Raw genomic sequence first — 21,639 nt, forward strand, 5'->3', positions numbered from 1 at the left:
CCTACGGGGTGTCCCGCGGAGCCGGGGAGTTCCATGTCAGGGTCACGCCGAAGTTGGCCTGGGTGGCGGTGCTCGCGATCACGATGTCCGCCTCGGCCGACAGGGAGACCCCGAACTCCAGGGTGATCTCGTCCGGCCGGTGGGCGAGCCCGCTGAGGCGTCCCACGAAGCTGTCGGCGAGCGGCCGGATGCTGTCCACCATCTCGCCGAAGGACCGCGACGCCCGCGCCACGGAACCGCCGCCGCGCCCGACCCGCGCCAGCGACTCGTCGACCTCGCGGATCTGCACCCGCAGCACCCCGTCGGCGCCGTCCCCCAGGGGAACCTCGACCGTACGCACCTCGGTACTCATGACCGCCCACCCTCCCCGTTGCCCAGCGGCTCGGTGTCGTTGGCAACTTTCGCACGGGGTAGGGGAGTTGAGGCAAGCCTCAGGGGCATGTGCGCCGGGGATGGCCGAAACCGAGCCGCCCGGCGGCGGCTCGGGGCGCGGGTACGGGCGCTGGCGCGAGCCCGGGGGCTACACGGCGGATTCGAGCTGACGGTCCGGCAGGCGCTCCTGCCCGGGCGGGGGAGCCGGCACGGACTTCGCCAGGGAGAGGCTCGCCTCCAGATCGTCCAGCGCGATGCGGGCCGCGGCGATCCGGTCCCGGACCTCCTCGGCCGGGTCCATGGGGTTCGCCGCGCGCTCCCGGGCCCGCGCGTCCGCCTCCTCCATCTCCCGGGCCTCGTCCAGGGAGTTGAGCACCACCCCGATCAGGACGTTGACCAGGACGAACGAGGCGAAGAGCGCGTAGGAGGCGTAGTAGAGGATGCTGAACCGGGAGATCTGCAGCCCGGCCCGGACCGCGTCCGTCAGACCGTCCAGGGTGGTGAGCAGGAACAGGGTGAGCGAGGCCCGCCCGATCGAGCCGTAGTGCTGCGGGTCGGACTGCGCGAAGCAGACCCAGCCGACCATGGCGTACACGTACACCACCAGCGCGCCGATGAACAGGAAGCTGGCCGTGCCCGGCAGGCTGCGCCCGACCGCGAGCAGCAGGATGCGCAGGTGGGGGAGGAAGCGGGCGGTGCGCAGCACCCGGGCGAGGCGGAGCAGCCGCAGCACGGTGGTGTTCTCGCGCAGGAACGGCACGAAGGCGGAGGCCACGATCAGCAGGTCGAAGATGTTCCACGGATCTCGGAAGAATGCTTTCGGCCTGTCGGCGTGGGCGCCCAGGCGCAGCAGGATTTCCAGCGCGAACAGGGTGAGGCAGGCCTCCTCCGCGATCTGCAGGGCCTGGCGGTGCGCGCCCACCAGCCCGCTGTACGTCTCCGCGCCCATCAGTCCCGCGTTGAGCAGGATCACGACGAAGACGCCCATCCCGAACGACGGGGCCTCGGTGATGCGCCGGCAGCGGGCTGCCAGTCTCCTTCGGCCGAATCCGGCCGGCCTGGGGTCCGTCATGTCGCTCCTCGTACTCGTGTCGCTCGTGGTCGGCGTCGTGGCGGACCGGCGCGGGGCGGGGGCGCACGCGCCGGTCCGTACGTCCTTCTAACGCCGTACAGCCGGACGGGTTTCAGCCGGACCCGCCCCGGGCTCAAGGTCTCGCCGGAGTACGAAGACGGCCGGGCCGGATCCTCGAGGGATCCGGCCCGGCCGTCGGTGTGGGGGAGGGGGAGGTCAGGAACGCGGACCGTTGCCCTGCTTCTCGGCGCGCTGCGCGGCCTGCTCCGCCTGCTTCTCCTTGATCCGCACGGCCTCCTTGCGGACATCGGCCTGGGTGGCGCGCTCCTTCTGCAGCCACTCGGGGTTCTCCTGCTTGAGGGCCTCGATCTGCTCGGTGGTGAGCGCCTCGGTGACCCCGCCGCGCGCGAGACCGGCGATGGAGATGCCCAGCTTCGAGGCGACCACCGGGCGCGGGTGCGGGCCGTTGCGCCGCAGTTCCACCAGCCAGGCCGGCGGCTCGGCCTGGAGTGCGTTCAGCTCGGTGCGCGAGACGACACCCTCCTGGAACTCTGCGGGGGTGGCCTCGAGGTACACACCCAGCTTCTTTGCCGCGGTCGCGGGCTTCATCGTCTGGGTGCTCTGGTGCGACGTCATGGTGTCAAGAGTATCGAGCGTGTGCGCTACCTCCGACCACGACCGGTAACCTGGCGGGGTGACAGGCTCGGATGTACCCCCTTCGTTCCGGCTCGCCTATGTCCCGGGAGTGACGCCCACGAAGTGGGTGCGGATCTGGAACGAGCGGCTGCCCGACGTCCCGCTGACCCTCGTAGGCGTGTCCGCCGCCGAGGCGTTCGCCGCGCTGCGCACCAGCGGCGCCGACGCCGGATTCGTCCGGATGCCCGTGGACGGGGCGGACCTCAGCGCGATCCCGCTCTACACCGAGACGACGGTCGTGGTGATCCCGAAGGACCACCTCGTGGCCGCCGTCGAAGAGGTGACCTGCGAGGACCTGGCCGACGAGATCGTGCTGCACCCCCTCGACGACGTCCTGACCTGGGAGACCCTGCCCGGGCAGCCCGCTTTCGAACGGCCCGCCACCACGGCGGACGCCATCGAGCTGGTCGCGGCCGGTATCGGCGTCCTCGTCGTCCCGCAGTCCCTGGCGCGCCTGCACCACCGCAAGGACCTCACCTACCGGACGGTCTCGGACGCCCCCGCCTCGCGGATCGCGCTGTCCTGGCCCGAGGAGAAGACCACGGACCTGGTGGAGGAGTTCATCGGGATCGTCCGCGGACGCACCGTGAACAGCACGCGCGGCCGTGCGCCGACGCCGCCGCAGCCCAAGCAGCGCAAGGCGGCAGCGGCCGGCAGCGCCAAGGCGAAGGCCACGGGGAAGCCCGCGGCCCGGTCGGGCGGGAAGCCGGCCGCCAAGAACGCCCGGGGCGGCTCCGCGGCCGCGAAGCGGGGCAAGCCGCGCGGTCGCCGGTAGCGGCTGCCGGTAGCGGTCGCCCTTGGCGGCCGACGGCGGCGGGCCTCGCGTTGCGGGGCCGGGCGCGGGCGGGCAGGGTCGGTGGGGCGGCTCCCTCGCAGGAAGGTCGGACCATGCCCATCGCCACCGTCAACCCCACGACAGGCCGGACGCTGCTCTCCTTCGACGCCCTCGACGAAGCCGGCATCGAAAGCTGCCTGGCCCTGGCCGCGAGCACGGCCTCCTCCTACCGGCGTACCACCTTCGCCGAGCGCGCCGCCCTGCTCTCCCGCGCGGCGGACCTCCTGGAGGAGGAGGCGGAGGACGTCGCCCGCACCATGACCGTCGAGATGGGCAAACCGCTGGCGGCGGCCCGTGCCGAGGCGACAAAGTGCGTCAAGGCGATGCGCTGGTACGCGGCCCACGCCGAGTCCCTCCTCGCCGACGAGCAGCCCGCCGACGCCGACGTCCGCGACGCGGGCGCCTCGGCCGTCCGGGTTCGCTACCGGCCCCTGGGCGTGGTGCTCGCCGTCATGCCGTGGAACTTCCCCCTCTGGCAGGTCGTACGGTTCGCCGCGCCCGCGCTCATGGCCGGGAACGTGGGCCTCCTCAAACACTCCTCGAACGTCCCCCAGACGGCCCTGTACCTCGGCGACCTCTTCCACCGGGCGGGCTTCCCGCAGGGCTGCTTCCAGACCCTGCTCATCGGCTCCGGCCCCGTCGAGCGCATCCTGCGCGACCCCAGGGTGGCGGCGGCCACGCTGACCGGCAGCGAGCCGGCCGGCCGGGCGGTCGCCTCCGTCGCCGGGGACGAGGTCAAGAAGACCGTCCTGGAGCTCGGCGGCAGCGACCCGTACATCGTGATGCCCTCGGCCGACGTGGCCCGCGCGGCCCGTACCGCGGTGACCGCGCGGGTGCAGAACAACGGCCAGTCCTGCATCGCCGCCAAGCGGTTCATCGTGCACGCCGACGTCTACGAGGAATTCGCCCGGCTCTTCGCCGAGGGCATGGCGGCGCTGACCGTCGGCGACCCGATGGAGGAGACCACCGACGTCGGCCCGCTGGCCACCGAGAGCGGCCGCGCCGACGTGGAGGAGCTGGTCGACGACGCCGTACGGCAGGGCGCCACGGTCCTGTGCGGGGGGCGGCGCCCGCCCGGCCACCCGGAGGGCTGGTTCTACGAACCGACCATCCTGGCCGACGTCACCCCGGCCATGCGGATCGACCTGGAGGAGACCTTCGGACCCGTCGCCACCCTGTACCGGGTGGGCAGCCTGGACGAGGCCGTGGACCGGGCGAACCACACGCCCTTCGGGCTCAGCTCGAACGTGTGGACCCGGGAGGACTCCGACCTGGAGCGCTTCGTCAGGGACCTCGACGCCGGCGGCATCTTCGTCAACGGCATGACCGCCTCCCACCCGGCCCTGCCCTTCGGCGGGGTCAAGCGCTCCGGATACGGGCGGGAGCTGTCCGGGCACGGCATCCGCGAGTTCTGCAACATCACCACCGTCTGGCAGGCGGCGGACCAGGGCTGAAGGGGTCAGCCTTCCATGAGGCCCAGGACGTGGTCGGTGATCACGTCCAGGGTCTCCGCGGCGGCCTTCTCGTCGCCGAGGACGAGGACGCTGAGGGTCAGCCCGTCGGTCATGGCCGCCAGGTACCGGGCCAGCACGGCGGCCGGAACCTTCGGGGCGAGCCCCATGTCCCGGCACAGCTGCCCGATGAGCTCCTCGTAGGTGTGGCAGTACAGCTCGTACTGGCGGCGCGCGAGGTGCTCGAACCCCGGCTGGCGCAGGGCGTACTGGGTCAGCTCGTAGGTGAGCATGTGCTCGCCGGGCTGGGCGCCGACGTGGTCCCAGTACGCGTGGAAGCCGGCCCGGACGGTCTCGCGGAGGGTGGGTTTCGGCCGTATCGCCTCCTTCACCACCGTGATGCAGTGCGCGGTGATCGCCTCGATCACGGATTCCAGCAGTGCCTGCTTGGAGTCGAAGCAGTAGTGGAAGACGCTCAGCGACACGCCCGCCTCGGCGGCGATCGAGCGGGTCGTCGTCCGGGCGACGCCGTCGCGGGTCATCGCGCGGATCGCCGCCTCGGTCAGCTGCGCGCGCCGCTCGGCCGACGGCATCCGGGCCATGGAACTCCTTTCAGTCGGGCTGCGGGCCGGGGGGCGGCCGGTTCCGGTCGGCCCCCGGCCCGCGGTGTCAGCTGCTGTAGACGCCCACCTCGTGGAGGGAGTACCCCCACTGGGTGGCCCGTTGGACCCCCTGGACGCGCAGGTGGCGGGCCGTCACCCCGGCGAACCGGGCCGTGTCCAGACCGCCGTCGCTGTCGGTGGTGGACCAGACCGGCTGCCAGTTCGTCCCGTCCGTGGAGACCTCGATCCGGTACGCCTTCCCGTACGCCTGCTCCCAGTCGAGGGTGACGCGCCCGATCCGGCTCGCGGAGCCGAGGTCGATGCGCAGCCACTGGTCGTCGTTCCACTCGCTGGCCCAGCGGGAGCCCGGGTCGCCGTCCACGGCCCGGCCCGGCGAGTAGTCGACGAAGGGGTTCCACCACTGCGAGGTCGAGGCCGAGGCGGAGGAGCCGGCCGCGAGGTTCACCCCGGACCTGTGCCGCTCGGAGGCCCCCCAGGTGCCGAGGTAGGACTCGGCGCCCCGGAACAGGTCGTCCACCACGTCCTGGCCGCCGACCAGCCGGATGTCCTCGATCCAGTCCGGTACCAGGCCGTAGTGGGAGGCGCCGTCGGTGTTGAGGTCCCAGGTGCGCTGCCCGGTGGTCTGCTTGTCGATCAGGGAGCCGCCGTCGGTGCTGCGGAAGGGGTACCGCACCGGGTTGGGGGTGTCGGCGCCCCGGGGGCCGGGCCAGCCGCCGACGCCGTTCATGTCGGTGCCGTAGCCGTAGCCGACGTGGTACTTGTCGCGCAGGGCGTCCGTGCGCTTGGCCTCCGCGCTGAAGGCCTCGGAGCCGCTCATGTACTGGGCGGCGAAACCGCCGAGCTTGTAGAGCCGTTCGGTCCAGCCGAGGTCCATCCAGCTGTGCGAGGAGATGATGCCCGGGTACGACTCGGACTCCAGGATGTCGAAGGCCCGGCCCGCGGCCTTGACGCTCATGTGGTCGACTTCCAGCATCATCTTGCGCTTCATCATGCCGCGCACGGCGTACTCGCCGAGTTCGGTCAGGCCGCGGGTGTTGCACCGCGCGTCGGCGGCGTACGAGGGGACCGAGACCCCGGCCGGGAGTTCCTTCTGCGCCGAGGGAGCCGCCGCGAGGCCGATCGGGTTGTCCTTCTGCGGGCCCGCGCACTGCTCGGTCTGCCAGAAGGTGCCGGTCGACAGGAACTGGCCGACGTTGATCGCGGTGCCCAGGGCGCCCTCGTCGAAGCGGACCCCGCACAGGGCGTTGTCGAACTTGTGGCACAGGAACATGCTGCGCACGCCCAGCTTGTGCAGCTCGTCCAGGCCCCGGTCGATGTCGTCCTTGCCGCACTGGGCGACGTCCAGGATCTGCTTGCAGCCGAAGGGCTCGGAGGTCTCGACCCCCAGGACGACGGCGAGCTTCCCCTGCTTGATCACCTCGCGGGCCTGGTCGGAGTCGGTGACGATGCGGAACCAGCCCTTGCCCGGGCCGCCGTACATCTTGTCGACGAAGGCCTGCATGTCGTACGTCTTCTGCGCCTCCAGGCGGATGGCGGTCATCTCGTCGCAGCCGCGGTCCTTGAAGAAGTAGACCGAGCAGATCACCCCGTTGGTGACGAGGTCGTTGACCAGTACGCGCTGACCGCCGCGCCAGGCCCGCTCCACCCAGGCGTAGTAGTTCTGCTGGTGGGTCAGCGAGTCGTGGGCGGGCCAGTCCTTGAAGGTGGGCCAGCCGTCGGGGTCGTGCTTGCCGTCTCCGCCCTTGGTGAGGAAGTCGAAGACCGCGAGGGTGCCGTCGGGGTAGTGCTCGGGGCAGTCCTTGAGCGCGTCCGCGACCCCCATTTCGGAGAAGGGCTTGCCGCAGATGAGGCGGCCGCCGAAGCCCTCGTTGGACATCAGGTGGTCGTGCGCGTCGACGAACCCGCGCACCCGGCCCTGGGCGTCGGTCCCCTTGAAGGGCTCGCCGGTGACGTTGATGTCGGAGTCGGGCTGGGGCCGCGCGGTCGGGTTCCACCAGCCGGCGTCGGCCGAGGAGCTGGGCGCGGGGCCCAGCAGCATGGCCAGCGCGGCGAGCAGCGGCGTCAGGAGGGCGAGACGGCGGCGCCGGCGGCGCGCGGCGCCGCGGTACGGCCGTGGGGGCGGATGAGGGGTCAAGGTCATCACTCATGTCTTCGATTGGCGGAGGGGGCGCGGTCGAATCCAGGCAGGAATTGTCATGCCCCGCACAAGACTGAGGGCGAGGATCCCCACCGGCGCGAAAGGAGTCAAGAGTCCGGGACGGATGACCTGATGGACTGTCGGATCGCATGATGATCCGACGATGGCTGGAAAGATCAGGCGTGCCGCAGGAGCCTCCTAGCCTGCCCCGCGTGCACCGATATCCCCTGCCCGCCCATCCGCTCGAGACCAGCCGGCTGCTCCTCAACCTCGTGAGCGCCGGGGCCCTCGCCGTCGTCGTGGGGGCCGTGGTCCTCAGCGGCTACCCGGCAGGGGGCATCACCCTGCTCCTGATCCTCGTCGCCATCGGAGCGTGGGGCATGCTCCACCGCAAGGAGTCGCTCCGGGCCCTGGAAGTGCAGCGCGCCGAAGCCGTCCTGGCCCACGCGGAACTGCTGGAGCGGCGCGAGCAGTACGCGCGCGACCGCGGTTTCGGCTACGAGGACACCTGCGCCGATGCGGCCATCGGCTTCGGCCGGATCGAGCAGCACATCCCCGAGGACCCGGCCGAGTGGGAGGGCGGCGCCACCATGGGGGAACGGGTCAAGGAGTTCCCGCACCTGGAGCGGCTCGTGGGCCTGGCCCGGCACGCCGGCGGCCTGGTGGCCGAAGGGGTCGTGCGGATGAGCCGGGAGGGCTTCCCCGTCACCGTCTTCGACCTGGAGCTCGTCCACCACGACGACCTCGACGGCCTGGTCCGCTCGCTGAAGCCGGCCGTCGCCCTGGAGGTCTCCAAGGACTACGTCACCGTGTGGTCGGTGGAGCTGCCCCTTTCCCTCCCGTACGTGTCCTCGGCGTACGCCTGGGACGGCCGCCGCGACGCCGTCGAGGCGTTCGTCGAGGGGGAGGACCGGATCGAACGGCGCGCGGAACACCGGGAGTTCGCCGACCTGCTGCTGTCCGTTCCGGCCGTCCGCGAGGACGCCCTCTCCGACACCGCCCACCCGTGGTTCGTCGACGGCGCCCGGCTCATCGCCTGCGCCCGCGGCAACGAGGGCGTGGACGCGGCGGCGGTGGAGGCCACCGCCGCCCGTCTCGCCCGGCTCGCCGCCCGGCTGCCGTGGGCGGAGCTGGAGCGCTTCGCGGTGACCGACCCGCAGGACCGTCAGGTGCGCGCCACCCGGATCCGCTGGACGCACCGCTGGTACGGACTGCCCGGCCAGGCCCCGTCCGCCCGCGCCCTCTGGGAGGAACGGCAGATCACCCATGCCGGCCTGCGCGCCTTCATGCCGGCCGACGAGGAGCTCTAGAGGGGGAGTTGGCAGGTCAGGGGGCGTGCTGGCCGGATTCGGCCGGTGGTGGGAAAACCGGTTCTAAAGTCACCCGTATGAGTGAATTGACTGACATCGGCGGAGACAGCGGCTGGAACCGGCGTGGCGTCCTGAGGGCAGCCGCGGCCGGTGTGGGCGCGGTCGCCGCCGTCGGCGCGGGAGCCTCCGCCGCGCACGCCGACGGCCGCCGGCGCGGCGCGCCCACCTTCGTCCTGGTCCACGGCTCCGGGAGCAACTCCTACGGCTGGTCCCCGGTCCTGGCCGAGCTGGGCCTGCGCGGGCACCGGGCGATCGCCGTCGACCTGCCCGGCCACGGGCTCGGCGCGTACTTCCCCCTCTCCTACCAGGCCCCGCAGGACCTGGAGCGCCTCGCCGCCGAGCCCTCGCCGATCGGCAGGGTGACGCTGGCGGACTTCGCGGCGCACGTCGTCGGCGTCGTACGCGCCGCCCACCGCAACGGCCCCGTGATCCTGGTCGGCCAGAGCATGGGCGGGGCGACGCTGAACGCGGTCGCCAACCAAGTACCCGAACTGATCTCCCACTTGGTGTACGCCTCCGCCTTCTGCCCGACCCGGCACACCTCGGTCGTCGAGCTGATGATGGCTCCCGAGGGCTCCTCCAGCTCCCTGTTCCGGATTCCCCCCGTCAAGACCCCGCCGGAGCTGGGGGTCAACCGGGTCAACTGGCGCTCGGCCGACCCCTCCTTCTTCGCCGTGATGAAGGAGGCACTGGCCGCCGACCGGACGGACACCGAGGTGCGGGCCCTGCTCAACACGCTGGAGCCGGACGAGTCCGCCGCGGTCGGCGTGGCCGACGCCCGCGGCCTGGCGGACCGCTGGGGACGGGTGCCGCGCACCTTCCTGCGGTTCACCGAGGACCGCTCGATCCCCCTCGAGCTCCAGGACCTGATGATCCGTGAGGCGGACGAGACGACGCCGCGCAACCGCTTCCGCGTACGGTCGCTGGCCGCGCCGCACATCGGGCCGCGCGACGCGGCCGTGTGGGGCGACGAGCTGGAACTGGTGGCGCGGATGTGCCGCTGACCCGGTCATCGGGATCCTGGCACGGCTACACCCCGGCCCCATCCGCCGCGCCGGCCCGGCAGGGTCCGGCCGGGCCGCCTATCGTCGAGGTATGAGCGAGACGGTCGTGGTGTACGAGTACGACACGGCGGGAGCGGCGCACACGTCCGGGGCGGCGGTCCTGCGCGTGCACGCCGCGCCCGCCGCCCCCGGGCAGAGCGCCGTGCGGGGGCCGAGGACGCTGTGCGGCAAGGACACCTTCGCCATGGGGACGGCCCCGTGGCGGCCCGCCGAGCACCCCGGCTCCCACTGGTACCCCCCGGAGCACGCGGGCCGGGTCTGCCCCGCCTGCGACGACGCCGTCGGCTAGGGGGTGTCAGGCGGGCCGGGCCCGGCCCTGATCCGCCGGACACCCCCTAGGGATGATCAGCGGCCGGGAGTCATGTCGTAGGTCACCCACATGGTCCGCGCGGCCACCTGGTCGTACTTGGACCGTGCCCGGTGGTTGTCGTCGGCGGTGATCCACCGCACCACGCTCCAGCCGCGCTCGGCGGCCAGCTCGCGCAGGGCTCCGAGCAGCAGGTCGGCGGCTCCGCAGCCGCGGTGCTCCGGGGCCACGAACAGGTCGTCCAGGAAGCAGCCGACCGTCGCGGACAGCGGCCGGGCGAAGGGGCGGTAGTGGGCCAGTCCCAGGAGCCGGCCCCCGGCGTCCTCGGCGACCAGGGCGCTGACCTCGTGCCCGGGGTCGTTCACCCACGCCCACACCGTCGCGGCCGCCTCCTCCGTCTGCTCCACCTTGTAGAAGTCGGCGTACCCGCGGTACAGGGCGCGCCACTGGGCGAAGTCTCCGGGCTGTACGGGGCGGACCTTGATGTCGGACATGTGCGGCGACTCCTGTGATCGACGGGACCGGGGCAACGTAGCAACCCACCACCCCGCGCACCCTGTCCACGAAGGTGCCCGGGCGGCCGGGGTTTTCGCCACCGCGGCGGGTTTGAACGCGTGGGCGGACGCGGGGGAGCCCGGTCCGGCGGGTGCCGGGCCGGGCTCCTGGGGTGGCGCCGCCTGACGGCTCAGCTCGTCTGGAGGGTGACGTCGTCCACCACGAAGGAGGTCTGGAGGGACTGGTCTTCCACGCCCTTGAACTGGAGGGTGACGGTCTGCCCGGCGAACTGGGAGACGTCGTAGTCCTTCAGGGTGTACCCGGAGCCCGCGTCCAGGTTGGACAGGGTCGCCAGGGTCTGGCCGCCCACCGAGACCGTGAAGGTGTCGTAGGCGGTGTCGTCGGTCTCGTCCGTGTCGATGTGCAGGTGGAAGGAGAGCCGGCCCGAGGCGCAGCCGGACGGGATGGTCAGCGACTGGGAGGCGCTGTCGGTGCGGGAGGAGCCCCAGCCGTTGAGCCACGCCATGTACGAGCCGCCGTGCGGGGCCTGGCCGGACTGGCTGGTGATGACCCCGGAGGTCGCGGTCCAGGGGCTGGAGCCGTTCTCGAAGCCGCCGTTGGCGACGACCTGGCTCGGGGTGCAGCTGCCGCCGCCCCCGCCGACGGTCAGGGTGTAGGTGGTGCTGTGGCTGACGGTGCCGGTGCCCGTGACGGTCAGGGTGTACGTGCCCTGCGCGGTGCCCGCGCCGACCTGTACGGACAGGGTCGAGGAGCTGCCGGACTGCACGGACGCCGGGCTGAGGCTCGCGGTCACCCCGGCGGGCGCGCCCGAGACCGACAGGGCGAGCGTCTGGGGGCTGCCGCTGACGGTGGCGGTGTTGACGGTGGAGGTGAGGCTGCCGCCCGGGTTGGCGGAGCCGGCGGCCGGGCTGGTGCTCAGGGAGAAGTCGGGCGCCGGGCTGGTGCCGCCCACGGCCTGCTTCCAGACGGTGTAGGCGACCCCGTCCGCGCTGCGGTCCAGGACCGTGGCGTTGATGTTGGAGGTGGTGTCGCAGGAGCTGTGGTAGCAGGAGTCGTACGCCGCGTTCGCGGTGCCGCCCCACTTCGCCGCCTGCGCGGAGGTCTTGCGGGCGCTGGCGCCGGCCGCGTAGCCGGAGGTGGGGATGCCCGCCTGCTGGAAGGAGTAGTCGTCACTGCGGCCCTGGCCCTCGGTGTTCTCCTCCGGGGCGAGGTTCAGCGAGGTCCAGTACGCCTTCAGGGGGGCGGCGGTGGCGGAGTTCAGGTTGTTGATGAAGTAGCCGCCGTTGGTCGAGCCGACCATGTCGAAGTTGTAGTAGCCCTTGATGGCGCTGCGCTGGGCGCTGCTGAGCTGGTTGACGTAGAACTCGGAGCCGTTGAGGCCCTGCTCCTCGTCGGTCCACCAGGCGAAGCGCACGTGCTGGGTCATCGTCGGGTTCTTCTGCGCCAGGACCAGGGCGTTCTCCAGCAGGGTGGCGGAGCCGGAGCCGTTGTCGTTGATGCCCGGCCCGGCCGAGACGCCGTCGAGGTGGGCGCCGAACATCACGGTCTTGTCGGCGGGGCCGCCCGGCCAGTCGGCGATCAGGTTGTTGGACGGGTAGGTGCAGGAGGTGCAGTTCTGCTCGGTGACGGTGTACCCGGCGGCCTGTAGCTTGCCCTTGACGTACGCGAGGGACTGGGTGTAGCCGCCGCTGCCGGCCCGGCGGTTGCCGCCGTTCTGCGAGGCGATCGTGCCGAGCTGGGCCAGATGCGCCTGGACGTTGGCGACGCTGATGTCCGGCGGGGTGGGATCGGGCTGGGTGCCGCCCACGGTGAGCGTGTAGTCGACGGTGTGCGCGAGGGCGGCGCCCTGGCCCTTGACGGTGACGGTGGAGGCTCCGGGCGCCGCGTTGGCGGTGGCGGAGAGGGTCAGCGTCGAGGACTGCCCGGACTGCACGGTGGCCGGGCTGAAGGAGGCGGTGACCCCGGACGGCAGGCCCGTCGCGGTGAGCGTCACCTGCTGGGCGGAGCCGGTGGTGGTGCTGGTGGCCACGGTGGTGGTGACCGAGCCGCCCTGCTGGACGGTGCCCGAGGCCGGGTTCAGCGCGAGCGAGAAGTCGTTCTGGCCGCTCGGGGAGCAGGTCGGGTCACCGCTCTGGGCGGGCACGCTGATGGCGTCCCAGGCGGCCTTGGTCCTGTCGAACAGGTTGCAGGTGGCGTCGAGGGACTTGGCGGAGCCGAGGGTGGCCGTCCGGTACTTCTTGTAGGACATGCTGCTGGTCTTGAGCAGCATGCCGCCGTAGAAGATCTTGCCGGCGTTCTGTACGCCGACACCGGTCAGCGTGGACTGGTTGCAGGTACTGCTGTTCGGCTTGCCGCCGCCCGGGCTGGTGCCCTCGGCCAGCAGGTAGAACCAGTGGTTGAGGGGTCCCGCGGCCTTGTGCACCTCGGTGCCGGGTATCGCGGAGCTGTAGCAGGCCGGGTCGTTGTTGACGGCCGGCGGGTCGTACATGTTCCGGATCGGGCCGCGGCCCTGGAGGTTGATGACCTCACCGACGGTGTAGTCGGGGGTGTCGTACGGGGCGGGCTCGTTGATGTACGCCTCGGTCAGCGCGCCGAAGATGTCCCCGGTGGCCTCGCCCAGACCGGCCTCCTGGCCGCTGGTGCCGCCGGGGGTGCTGGAGTCGATGGCGTGCCCGTACTCGTGGGCCACCACGTCCACGCCGGCGATCCACTCGTTGGCGCTGTTGTGGCCGATGGTGACGGAGCTGCCGTCCCAGTAGGCGTTGAGGTCGTTCAGGCCGACCTTGCCGGGGAAGCTGCGCCCGTTGCCGTTGACGCCGTTGCGGCCGAGCCACTGGCCCAGCATGTCCCACTGCTTCTGCGCGGCGAACATCAGGTCCGTGCACCCGGTCTCCTTGGAGGTCGGGTTGCCGTTCCCCCAGGAGTCCGTGGACTTCGTGAAGACGCTGCCGGTGCTGTAGTCCGCGCAGCTCAGACCCGGGCGGTTCGGGTCGCGCAGGGAGTACGAGCCACCGGACGCGGTCGTGTCGAGGGCGAGCGGGCCGGGGCCGTTCCACTTGCTGTTGCCGCTGCCGGCCACGACCTCGTCGTAGCGGTCGACGACCCGGCCGGAGCGGGCGTCCACGAAGACGTGCAGCCTGCTGGGCGCCGTACGGGTGCGGCCGGACAGGACGGTCTCCCAGGCCAGGACCGGCTTGTCGTCCTTGAGCCGGACCACGAGCCGGCTGCTCTCGACCTTGTCCACCTTCTCCAGCTCGGCCCGTGAGGAGGCCTCCGCCGCCTTCGCGTCGACGCTGGGGGTCGTCGCCACGTCGATCACGGTGGAGGAGGCCGACTGGAGGGCCCGCACCCGGCCCTGCCCGTCGGCCAGGACGACCGCGTCGCCGCCGACGACCGGCAGGCCCCGGTAGCTGCGCTCGTACGCCACGGAGTACAGGTCCTGCACCCAGGGGGTGACCAGGCGCCGCTCGTACTGCTGCCGGGGGGAGTTGACCAGGGTGTCGAGGCCGCTCGCGACGGCCGCGTCCGCGGCGGCCACGGCCCGCTCGGCCTTGGACTGCCGGGGTGGTGCGGGATCTGGCTGCTGCGCGGCCGACGCGGTGCCGGCCAGCGCGCCGGCGAGGCTCGCGGTCAGCGCGAAGGCTGCCACGGACGCCGTCCATCTGGTGGGCTGCACGAGTCCACTCCGATCGTGTGTGGGGGGGGGGCTTGCTGTAGCCGTCGCCGAGTATGGGCGTGGACATGGCGAGATTGGGACATCCCTGCACGCATAAGGCCCGGGTTATGGTGCGGTGGGGTGACGCTTCGTAAGCTGCCGGAATGCAGCTGGAGTTGAGGCATCTGCAAGCCGTCTGCCGGATAGCGGAAGCGGGCAGCCTGGGCGAGGCGGCCAGGCGGCTGGGGATCTCACAGCCGGCGCTCTCCGCCCAGCTGCGCAGGATCGAGGGGGTCACGGGCGGCGCGCTCTTCGTCCGGGGCCGCCACGGGGTGGAGCCCACCTCCCTCGGGCACTTCGTCCTGGCCAGGGCGCGCCGCGTGCTCGGCGAGATGGACGCCCTCGGCGCGGAGGCCCGCGCCCTGGCGCCCGACGCCCCGCTCAGGCTCGGCTGCATCCTGCTCGTGCTCCTGGACGGCCTGCTCGCCCGGACCGACCTGGCCCTGTCCGGGCGGGAGGTCACCGTGGACCTCGAGGACTCGGTCACGGCGCTGGTGCGGATGCTCGGCGCCGGCAAGTACGACGTGATCGTGTACGGCGAGGTGAACGACTACGAGGTCCCGCTGCCCGGGGGAGTCCTCGCCCGGACCGTGGTCCCTCAGGAGCCGTTCTGCATCCGGATGTCCTCGGGCCACCGCCTGGCGGGACGCGAGCGGCTCGACCTGGCCGAGCTGGCCGGCGAGCAGTGGATGACCCTGGTCGAGGACGACGACGGCGGCCCCGAGGCCCTGGTCGAGGCCTGCGCGAAGGCCGGCTTCGTCCCTTCGCTGCGCCACCGGATCACCGACCGCCAGATGCGGCACGACCTGATCGCCGCCGGCCGGGCGATCGCGCTCTGCCAGCCCACCGCCCCGGCCGTGCCGGGGACGGTGATGCGCCCCCTGGCCGGCACCCCGGTCACCGGTCGCATCCGCCTCGCCTGGAACCGCTCGGCGGTCCCGGCGTACCAGGCGGAACGGCTCTACCGCGCGGCGGTCGAGGCATATCTGGCGAACGTGGACAACAACGACTTCCACCGAGCGTGGTGGGACGCTCACCCGGAAGCCCGTCCGGCCCTCGACTGAGCCTCGGACGGCCCCGCCCGCGCTCCGGGCGCCCGGCCCGGCCGACGCTCAGGCGGTCCCCCTTGAAGGAACGATACGGCGGCGGGTTAGCATATGAGCGCCGCCTAGCTCGAAAGATAACTCTGTGACTGTCAACGAGGACTCGTTCGCCAACTGGAAGACCCGCGAGGAGATCGCGGAGTCGATGATCCCCCTCATCGGGAAGCTGCACCGGGAGAGGGACGTCACGATCCTGCTCCACAGCCGCTCCCTGGTGAACAAGTCGGTCGTGAGCATTCTCAAGACCCACCGGTTCGCCCGGCAGATCGACGGCGAGGAGCTGTCGGTCACCGAGACGATGCCGTTCCTCCAGGCCCTCACCACCCTCGATCTCGGCCCGTCCCAGATCGACATCGGCATGCTCGCCGCCACGTACAAGACCGACGACCGCGGTCTGTCGGTCGAGGCCTTCACCGCCGAGGCCGTCGTCGGCGCCACGGGCGAGAACAAGATCGAGCGCCGCGAGGGACGCGACGTCGTCCTCTACGGCTTCGGCCGCATCGGCCGCCTCGTCGCCCGCCTGCTCATCGAGAAGGCCGGCTCCGGCAACGGCCTGCGCCTGCGTGCCATCGTCGTCCGCCAGGGCGGCGACCAGGACATCGTCAAGCGCGCCTCGCTGCTGCGCCGCGACTCGATCCACGGCCAGTTCCAGGGCACCATCACCGTGGACGAGGCGACCAACACGATCGTCGCCAACGGCAACACCATCAAGGTGATCTACGCGAACGACCCCTCCGAGGTCGACTACACCGCGTACGGCATCAACGACGCCATCCTCATCGACAACACGGGCAAGTGGCGCGACCGCGAGGGCCTCTCCAAGCACCTGCGCCCCGGCATCGACAAGGTCGTCCTGACCGCTCCGGGCAAGGGCGACGTCCCGAACATCGTCCACGGCGTCAACCACGACACGATCAAGCCGGACGAGCAGATCCTGTCCTGCGCCTCCTGCACCACCAACGCGATCGTCCCGCCGCTGAAGGCCATGGACGACGAGTACGGCGTGCTGCGCGGCCACGTGGAGACCGTCCACTCGTTCACGAACGACCAGAACCTGCTGGACAACTACCACAAGGCCGACCGTCGCGGCCGCTCCGCGCCGCTGAACATGGTCATCACCGAGACCGGCGCCGCCTCGGCCGTCGCGAAGGCGCTGCCCGACCTCAAGGCGCCCATCACCGGCAGCTCGATCCGCGTCCCCGTCCCGGACGTCTCGATCGCCATCCTGAGCCTGCGCCTGGGCCGTGAGACCACCCGCGAAGAGGTCCTCGACTACCTCCGCGGCGTCTCGCTGCACTCGCCGCTCAAGCGCCAGATCGACTTCACCACCGCGCCCGACGCCGTCTCCATGGACTTCGTCGGCTCGCGCCACGCCTCGATCATCGACGCGGGCGCCACCAAGGTGGACGGCGACAACGCGATCCTCTACCTCTGGTACGACAACGAGTTCGGCTACTCGTGCCAGGTCATCCGGGTCGTCCAGCACGTCTCCGGGGTGGAGTACCCGACCTACCCGGTCCCGCAGGTCTGATCCGGGCAACCGCCTGACCCGGTGCCCCGTCGGCTTTGGCCGGCGGGGCACCGCGTCGTTGCGGGCGCCGTCCGCCCCGCGGTGTCGGGCGGGCGGTGTCGGGCGGGCGGTGTCAGGCCGGGGTGATCCTGCGGCCGGTGGCGTCGCAGGGGAGCCGCACCCCCGGCCGGCCGGCGGTGAGCTCGTCGAAGGTCTCCTTCTCGATCTCCGCGATGGCGGTGGGGGAGATGTGGATGAATCCGGCGAAGGGCCGGTCGATGGTGTAGATCATCACGAGCGCGCTGGTGAGGAGCGCCGTGATGATGGTGAGCGCCGCGAACTGCGCGAGGTTGTTGCGGTGGGGGATGGAGATGCCCAGGCTGACGACCGTGATCGCCAGCGCGCAGAGCAGGAACCACATGATGGGCGGCGGGATGGTGGGACTGGCCTGGGCGAGGCGCTGCTGGCGCTGGGCCGAGCGGTTCTCGTCGGCCGCGAGCAGGATGCCGAAGGACGGATCGCCGCGCAGGTCCTGGAAGGTCTTGCGCATGTCGACGCTCCACTGGCTGGGCCTGGCGGAGCTGTAGCCGTCGGCCATGGCCGGCCACTCCATGTGGCGTACGGCGCGGGCGTAGCAGACGACGTCGCTCTGCAGCCGCACGCGCGGGGCCTCCGGTACGAACGAGGCCACTTCGGCGAGGTGGTCCAGGGCGTGGGCCTCGGCGCGCGCGGCGTCGTCGGCCTTGCTGTACGAGGCGGCCGAGGTCGCCAGCACGAAGGCCAGGAGCAGGACGGTCAGGGTCTGCATGGGCCCGATCAGATCGCGGACGCTCATGCCCTCGTCGTCCTCGCTCACCACTCTGGGCCGCAGATACCGGTTGGCGGCGATCGACGCGAGGAGCGCGACCGCGGCCACCACAATCAGGGTGGTCATCTCACGGACCCTTCCAGGAGATTCCTCCCGGGCGGGGGACGCACTCCGCAGCGGAGCCCGGCCTTCGCCTGAAGATACGAACCCGCGCGCGGCCCGGGCCGGACGAGGCGGCGGCGGTGTCCCCGTTGTCGGCCTTGTCGGTCTGCGCCGACGGCCTGAAATACACTGGCCTGGTGACTGATATTTCCCTGCCTCCCTGTCCTGAATGCTCCAGCGCCTACACGTACGAGATGGGCGCGCTCCTCGTCTGCCCCGAGTGCGGACACGAGTGGACCCCCGCCACCGCCGCCGACTCCGGTGAGACCTCCGGGGAGCGGGTGATCAAGGACGCCGTCGGCAACGTGCTCGCCGACGGCGACACGGTGACGGTCGTCAAGGGCCTGAAGGTCAAGGGCCACCCGACCGGCATCAAGGCGGGCACCAAGGTGCGCAACATCCGCCTCGTCGACGGCGTCGACGGCCACGACATCGACTGCAAGATCGACGGCTTCGGCTCCATGCAGCTCAAGTCCAGCGTGGTGCGCAAGGGCTGAGCCCCGGCCGCCGCGGGCCCCGGAAGGGGTCCTGGCGGCGGCGGTAGCGCTTTCCGGCCGCCGTGGCCGGATGTGAAGGAAAGGCCGGCCGAGTGGCCGGCCTTTTCGTCGTCTTCGGGCCACCGCCCGCCGAGGGGTGTGAAGGGGCGGCTGGATCTCCGCTCTAGCGGTTCATCGGCCCCCTGGGAGATCCTTGGAAAAGGCCGCACCAATCACCGCACAATCGCCGGATGTCTTCCGGGTGCGGGCCGTGCAAGGAAATTCGGCAATTCGAATCCGCGTTCCGCGGATTTTCGCTCAGTGCCCATTCGGCTTTCGCATCCCCCTTTGGGAGACATGTATGTCCGACTCCGCGCGCACCCCCGAATTCGATATCCAGGACCTGGAACTCGACCTGGACGACCTCACCGTGACCTCGATGCGGGACACGGTCGCCCTGCCCGAGGGCGGAGCCTCCTGGGGCTCCTGTTCCTGTCAGGGCTCGTCCTCCTGCGCCAAGCCGGCGGTGCTGGACACGCCCCTCCTGTAGCCCCCCTCGCATCCTCCACCCCCCCTCCGCCACACCCTCCCCACCCCCACTGCACACCGGAGGCTTCCCGTCGTACCCCGCGTGCGACGGGAAGCCCCGCGCGCCCACCACCGACAGGACGGGGACCACCATGCCGCCGCCGTACGGCACGGCCGCCGCCGGAGCCGCTGCCGCCGCTGCCGACGGCGCCGGGCACGGCTACCGGGTGCGGTCCGCGTCCTACGCGCTGGTCCGCGCGACCGTGCTGGCCCACCCGGCCCAGCGGCCGGAGGCGGCGGAGTTCCGTGCCCTGCTGGCCCGCCTTGAGGGCGTCGACCGGCAGCTGCTGGAGACCGCCGCGCCGCTCTGCGACGACCTGTACGACAGCCGGGACGGCCATCCGGCCGAGGTCCACCGCGACGTCGTCCTCCCGCTGCGCCGCGCCCTGCACAACGGGCGCGAGCCCCGGCCCGCCCTGCTGGAGCGCCTCGGCGACCTGCCGGCCCGGGTGCCCCGGCTCGCCGCGTGGACCACCCTGCGCGCCCGCCGCGCCGCCCTCCTCGCCGAGCTCGGCCCCGCCGCCGAGCGGGCCCTGGCCGCCGAACGCACCGCCCTGGCCGCCCTGTGCCGCGAACCGGCCCTGGGCAAGGCCGTCGCCCTCACCAGCGCCGACCTGCTGCGGGCCGTGGAACGGGCGGGCACCGGCACGCAGGACCGCCGGGCGCGCAAGGAGGAGGCCACCGTCCTGCGCTACGCCCTGCGGGCCAGCACCAAGACCAGCCCGCTGTCCTGGTTCACCGCCGTCGGCTGGGCACCGCTGACCCGGACACCGGCCCGCCCCGTCCCCGCCTGGGGCGTCCCGCCCCTGCTCGACGGCCCCCTGCACTCCGTCGTCAAGGCCAACCGCACCCTCACCACCGCCCTCACCCTGGCCCTGCTGGACGCGCCGCACCGCCGGGCCGCCCTGCCCCACCGCACCACCAGCACCGCCCGGACCACCGGCGACCGGGCGGCGTACTCCCGCGACCGGACCGCCTTCGCCGGCGGCCGCTACCTCGTCGCCGCCGAGGACGAGGCGGAACTGCCCCTCACGGGCCCGCTGCGCCTGGTCTCCGAGCACGCCGCGGCCCCCCTGCCGCTCGACGAGCTGACCGGGCTGCTCGCCGCCGCCCTGAGCGGGGCCGGCGCCGACGGCCGCCCCGCGGCCGCCGCCTTCCTCGGCCGGCTCGCGGAGGCCGGCCTGCTGGTGCCGTGCGAGCCCTTCCCGCCCGAGGACCCCGACCCGCTGGCCCGTATCGCGGCATGGCTGCGCCCGCCCGCCACGACGGACCCCGCCGCCGCGGACCCGGCGCACGCCGAGGACGCCGCCCGCGCGGAGCGCGCCGCCGCCCTCGGCCGCCGGACCGCCGCCTTCGCCGCCGCCCCCGCCGCCCGGCGCCCCGCCCTGCTCGCCGCCCTGTCCCGGGACTGGACGGCGGAGCTGGCCGCCGCCGGACGGCCCGTCCCGCCCGGCTCCGCCCCGCTCAGCGTCCTGTCCGAGGACGTCGTCGCCCCGCACCCGCTCGCCCTCGACGGCTTCCTCGACGCCGCCGACCACGAGGCACTCGGGGAGGTCACCGCACTGGCGGAGCTCTTCGACCTCGGGCATCTCGTACGCCGCGTCGTGCGCGACCGCTTCGTCGCGCGCTACGGTTCCGGCGGTACCTGCCGGCACCCCTGGGAGTTCGGGGCCGAGATCGCCGGGGCCTGGGAGGCCGCCGGGTGGCTCGCGGCCCTCGACCTGGCCGGCCCGGCCCCGCTCCCCACCGGGACCGAGGCCCTGGCGGAGCTGCGCGCGGAGATCGCCGAGGGCCTGCGCGAGACCCTGGCCGCCGGTGACGCGGCCGGGCGCGACGAACTGGTCCTGCCCCCCGGCCCGGTCAGGGACCTCGGCGGGCGACTGCCCGGCTGGGCCGTGGAACGGCCGCTCAGCTACGCGTACTTCCTCCAGCGCGACCCCCGCCGGGGCCTGCTGTGCGTCAACCACGTCTACGGCGGCTGGGGCCGCTTCACCAGCCGGTTCCTCGACGCCCTGGACCCGGGCGCCACCGCCGAGGTGTCCCGGCAGATCCGGCGCGGGCTCGGCCCCGGCGCCCGGGCCGCGCAGATCCGGCCCGTCGGCGGGTTCAACGCCAACCTGCACCCCCTGCTGGTCCCCGACGAGATAGGCCCCGACCGCCGCTGGGCCGCCATCGGCGAAGCCGACCTGGACCTCGTCCACGACGAGCCCACCGACCAGGTCCGCCTCCGGCTGCGCACGACCGGCGAACTCCTCGACGTGCTCTACCCGGGCTTCCTCGCCCCCGTCCTGCTGCCGCGCCGCATCGGCGCCCACCTGAGCGACCAGCCCCACGGCATGGTCGACTTCGGCCCCCTCGTCCCCCGCCGCACACTCCCCGCCCCCGGCGGCCGGGTGACCCGTACCCCCATGCTGCGCCACCGCCACGTCGTGCTCCGGCGCCGCCGCTGGCTGCTGCCGCCCGACGTGCTGCGGGAGCTGCGCGCCGACCTCGGCGCCGAGCCCGTCCCGGCGCGGGCCGCGGCCCGCTGGCGGGCGCTGCTGGACCTGCCCGAGCAGCTCTTCCTCCACCCGGCCGCCACCGCCCCCACCGGCCGCGCCGCCGAGGACTTCCTCAGCGGGCTGAGCCGGCCCAAACCGCAGTTCGTGGACCTCGGCAACGCCCTGCACCTGCGCTGCCTGGCCAAATGGCTCTCCCGGCACAGCGGCGGCGCCGTCCTCGAGGAGGCGCTGCCCGCACCCGGCGCAGCGGCCGGCCCGGCCCGCGCGGTCGAACTCGTACTGGAGGTCTACCGGGCCGGGAGGCCCCGATGACCCGCCCCGGACGGCAGAGGA

Annotated in this window: 18 protein-coding genes; 10 read left to right on the forward strand and 8 right to left on the reverse strand. The window is 72.5% G+C overall.

Going from position 1 to position 21,639, the window contains the following annotated elements:
• Position 1: 1 nt before the first annotated feature.
• From OOK34_RS24920 to OOK34_RS24930, 3 genes are all read right to left on the reverse strand, one after another.
• Positions 2-352, reverse strand: a complete 351-nt coding sequence (locus tag OOK34_RS24920) for a CU044_2847 family protein (protein ID WP_267036072.1) — start codon at positions 350-352, stop codon at positions 2-4.
• 168 nt (positions 353-520) lie between these two features.
• Positions 521-1,444 (reverse strand): ion transporter, encoded by a 924-nt coding sequence (locus OOK34_RS24925; RefSeq protein ID WP_267036073.1) that lies wholly within the window; start codon positions 1,442-1,444, stop codon positions 521-523.
• A 216-nt stretch (positions 1,445-1,660) separates the two neighbouring features.
• Positions 1,661-2,080, reverse strand: coding sequence for a DUF5997 family protein (locus OOK34_RS24930; RefSeq protein ID WP_267036074.1), 420 nt, complete (start codon positions 2,078-2,080; stop codon positions 1,661-1,663).
• 58 nt (positions 2,081-2,138) lie between these two features.
• Here OOK34_RS24930 and OOK34_RS24935 point away from each other — a divergent pair, with 58 nt between their 5' ends.
• Positions 2,139-2,915: a LysR family substrate-binding domain-containing protein gene (locus tag OOK34_RS24935; protein WP_267036075.1), complete on the forward strand. Its 777-nt coding sequence runs from the start codon at positions 2,139-2,141 to the stop codon at positions 2,913-2,915.
• A gap of 113 nt (positions 2,916-3,028) precedes the next feature.
• Positions 3,029-4,429 carry an NADP-dependent succinic semialdehyde dehydrogenase gene (locus OOK34_RS24940; RefSeq protein ID WP_267036076.1) on the forward strand — a complete coding sequence of 467 codons (1,401 nt, stop codon included), beginning with the start codon at positions 3,029-3,031 and terminating at the stop codon, positions 4,427-4,429.
• 5 nt (positions 4,430-4,434) lie between these two features.
• Here the strand turns inward: OOK34_RS24940 and OOK34_RS24945 are convergent, their stop codons facing one another.
• Complete coding sequence (locus OOK34_RS24945) at positions 4,435-5,028, reverse strand: TetR/AcrR family transcriptional regulator (RefSeq protein WP_267036077.1); 594 nt, start codon at positions 5,026-5,028, stop codon at positions 4,435-4,437.
• Positions 5,029-5,095: 67 nt separating this feature from the next.
• Positions 5,096-7,087, reverse strand: coding sequence for a discoidin domain-containing protein (locus OOK34_RS24950; RefSeq protein WP_267036898.1), 1,992 nt, complete (start codon positions 7,085-7,087; stop codon positions 5,096-5,098).
• Positions 7,088-7,398: 311 nt separating this feature from the next.
• Here OOK34_RS24950 and OOK34_RS24955 point away from each other — a divergent pair, with 311 nt between their 5' ends.
• The 3 genes from OOK34_RS24955 (at position 7,399) to OOK34_RS24965 (ending at position 9,909) form a co-directional block, all read left to right on the forward strand.
• A complete protein-coding gene (locus tag OOK34_RS24955; RefSeq protein WP_267036078.1) occupies positions 7,399-8,496 on the forward strand; it encodes a hypothetical protein in 1,098 nt (365 codons plus the stop codon).
• Between the two features lie 77 nt (positions 8,497-8,573).
• Positions 8,574-9,560 (forward strand): alpha/beta hydrolase, encoded by a 987-nt coding sequence (locus OOK34_RS24960; protein WP_267036079.1) that lies wholly within the window; start codon positions 8,574-8,576, stop codon positions 9,558-9,560.
• A 91-nt stretch (positions 9,561-9,651) separates the two neighbouring features.
• Positions 9,652-9,909, forward strand: a complete 258-nt coding sequence (locus OOK34_RS24965; protein WP_267036080.1) for a hypothetical protein — start codon at positions 9,652-9,654, stop codon at positions 9,907-9,909.
• 56 nt (positions 9,910-9,965) lie between these two features.
• Here OOK34_RS24965 and OOK34_RS24970 read toward each other — a convergent pair whose 3' ends face one another.
• Positions 9,966-10,421, reverse strand: a complete 456-nt coding sequence (locus tag OOK34_RS24970) for a GNAT family N-acetyltransferase (RefSeq protein WP_267036081.1) — start codon at positions 10,419-10,421, stop codon at positions 9,966-9,968.
• A gap of 191 nt (positions 10,422-10,612) precedes the next feature.
• Entirely contained in the window at positions 10,613-14,119 is a 3,507-nt protein-coding gene (locus tag OOK34_RS24975) for a M28 family peptidase (protein ID WP_267036082.1), read from the reverse strand.
• Positions 14,120-14,262: 143 nt separating this feature from the next.
• Between OOK34_RS24975 and OOK34_RS24980 the strand changes: the two genes are divergently transcribed.
• Entirely contained in the window at positions 14,263-15,222 is a 960-nt protein-coding gene (locus tag OOK34_RS24980) for a LysR family transcriptional regulator (protein WP_267036083.1), read from the forward strand.
• Positions 15,223-15,346: 124 nt separating this feature from the next.
• The gene (locus tag OOK34_RS24985) at positions 15,347-16,792 is read left to right on the forward strand and encodes a glyceraldehyde-3-phosphate dehydrogenase (protein ID WP_267036084.1); all 1,446 of its coding nucleotides are present in this window, start codon (positions 15,347-15,349) and stop codon (positions 16,790-16,792) included.
• A 112-nt stretch (positions 16,793-16,904) separates the two neighbouring features.
• Here the strand turns inward: OOK34_RS24985 and OOK34_RS24990 are convergent, their stop codons facing one another.
• Positions 16,905-17,705, reverse strand: coding sequence for a hypothetical protein (locus OOK34_RS24990; RefSeq protein ID WP_267036085.1), 801 nt, complete (start codon positions 17,703-17,705; stop codon positions 16,905-16,907).
• 173 nt (positions 17,706-17,878) lie between these two features.
• On the opposite strand from OOK34_RS24990, the gene OOK34_RS24995 reads away from it, so the two are divergent.
• The 3 genes from OOK34_RS24995 to OOK34_RS25005 all read left to right on the forward strand — a co-directional run bounded on the left by OOK34_RS24995 (position 17,879) and on the right by OOK34_RS25005 (position 21,618).
• Positions 17,879-18,238, forward strand: a complete 360-nt coding sequence (locus OOK34_RS24995) for a zinc ribbon domain-containing protein YjdM (RefSeq protein WP_267036086.1) — start codon at positions 17,879-17,881, stop codon at positions 18,236-18,238.
• A 340-nt stretch (positions 18,239-18,578) separates the two neighbouring features.
• Positions 18,579-18,767, forward strand: a complete 189-nt coding sequence (locus OOK34_RS25000; RefSeq protein WP_267036087.1) for a thiazolylpeptide-type bacteriocin — start codon at positions 18,579-18,581, stop codon at positions 18,765-18,767.
• Between the two features lie 130 nt (positions 18,768-18,897).
• The gene (locus tag OOK34_RS25005) at positions 18,898-21,618 is read left to right on the forward strand and encodes a lantibiotic dehydratase (protein WP_267036088.1); all 2,721 of its coding nucleotides are present in this window, start codon (positions 18,898-18,900) and stop codon (positions 21,616-21,618) included.
• The last annotated feature ends 21 nt before the right edge of the window (positions 21,619-21,639 follow it).

Origin of the sequence: Streptomyces sp. NBC_00091 (assembly GCF_026343185.1) — a bacterium.
Lineage (GTDB): Bacteria > Actinomycetota > Actinomycetes > Streptomycetales > Streptomycetaceae > Streptomyces.

What these genes read in the sequence shown, in the direction of transcription:
- OOK34_RS24920 (WP_267036072.1), bottom strand. Translation starts at nt 352, where the DNA reads ATGAGTACCGAGGTGCGTACGGTCGAGGTTCCCCTGGGGGACGGCGCC.
- OOK34_RS24925 (WP_267036073.1), bottom strand. Translation starts at nt 1,444, where the DNA reads ATGACGGACCCCAGGCCGGCCGGATTCGGCCGAAGGAGACTGGCAGCC.
- OOK34_RS24930 (WP_267036074.1), bottom strand. Translation starts at nt 2,080, where the DNA reads ATGACGTCGCACCAGAGCACCCAGACGATGAAGCCCGCGACCGCGGCA.
- OOK34_RS24940 (WP_267036076.1), top strand. Translation starts at nt 3,029, where the DNA reads ATGCCCATCGCCACCGTCAACCCCACGACAGGCCGGACGCTGCTCTCC.
- OOK34_RS24945 (WP_267036077.1), bottom strand. Translation starts at nt 5,028, where the DNA reads ATGGCCCGGATGCCGTCGGCCGAGCGGCGCGCGCAGCTGACCGAGGCG.
- OOK34_RS24950 (WP_267036898.1), bottom strand. Translation starts at nt 7,087, where the DNA reads ATGCTGCTGGGCCCCGCGCCCAGCTCCTCGGCCGACGCCGGCTGGTGG.
- OOK34_RS24960 (WP_267036079.1), top strand. Translation starts at nt 8,574, where the DNA reads ATGAGTGAATTGACTGACATCGGCGGAGACAGCGGCTGGAACCGGCGT.
- OOK34_RS24965 (WP_267036080.1), top strand. Translation starts at nt 9,652, where the DNA reads ATGAGCGAGACGGTCGTGGTGTACGAGTACGACACGGCGGGAGCGGCG.
- OOK34_RS24970 (WP_267036081.1), bottom strand. Translation starts at nt 10,421, where the DNA reads ATGTCCGACATCAAGGTCCGCCCCGTACAGCCCGGAGACTTCGCCCAG.
- OOK34_RS24980 (WP_267036083.1), top strand. Translation starts at nt 14,263, where the DNA reads ATGCAGCTGGAGTTGAGGCATCTGCAAGCCGTCTGCCGGATAGCGGAA.
- OOK34_RS24990 (WP_267036085.1), bottom strand. Translation starts at nt 17,705, where the DNA reads ATGACCACCCTGATTGTGGTGGCCGCGGTCGCGCTCCTCGCGTCGATC.
- OOK34_RS25000 (WP_267036087.1), top strand. Translation starts at nt 18,579, where the DNA reads ATGTCCGACTCCGCGCGCACCCCCGAATTCGATATCCAGGACCTGGAA.
- OOK34_RS25005 (WP_267036088.1), top strand. Translation starts at nt 18,898, where the DNA reads ATGCCGCCGCCGTACGGCACGGCCGCCGCCGGAGCCGCTGCCGCCGCT.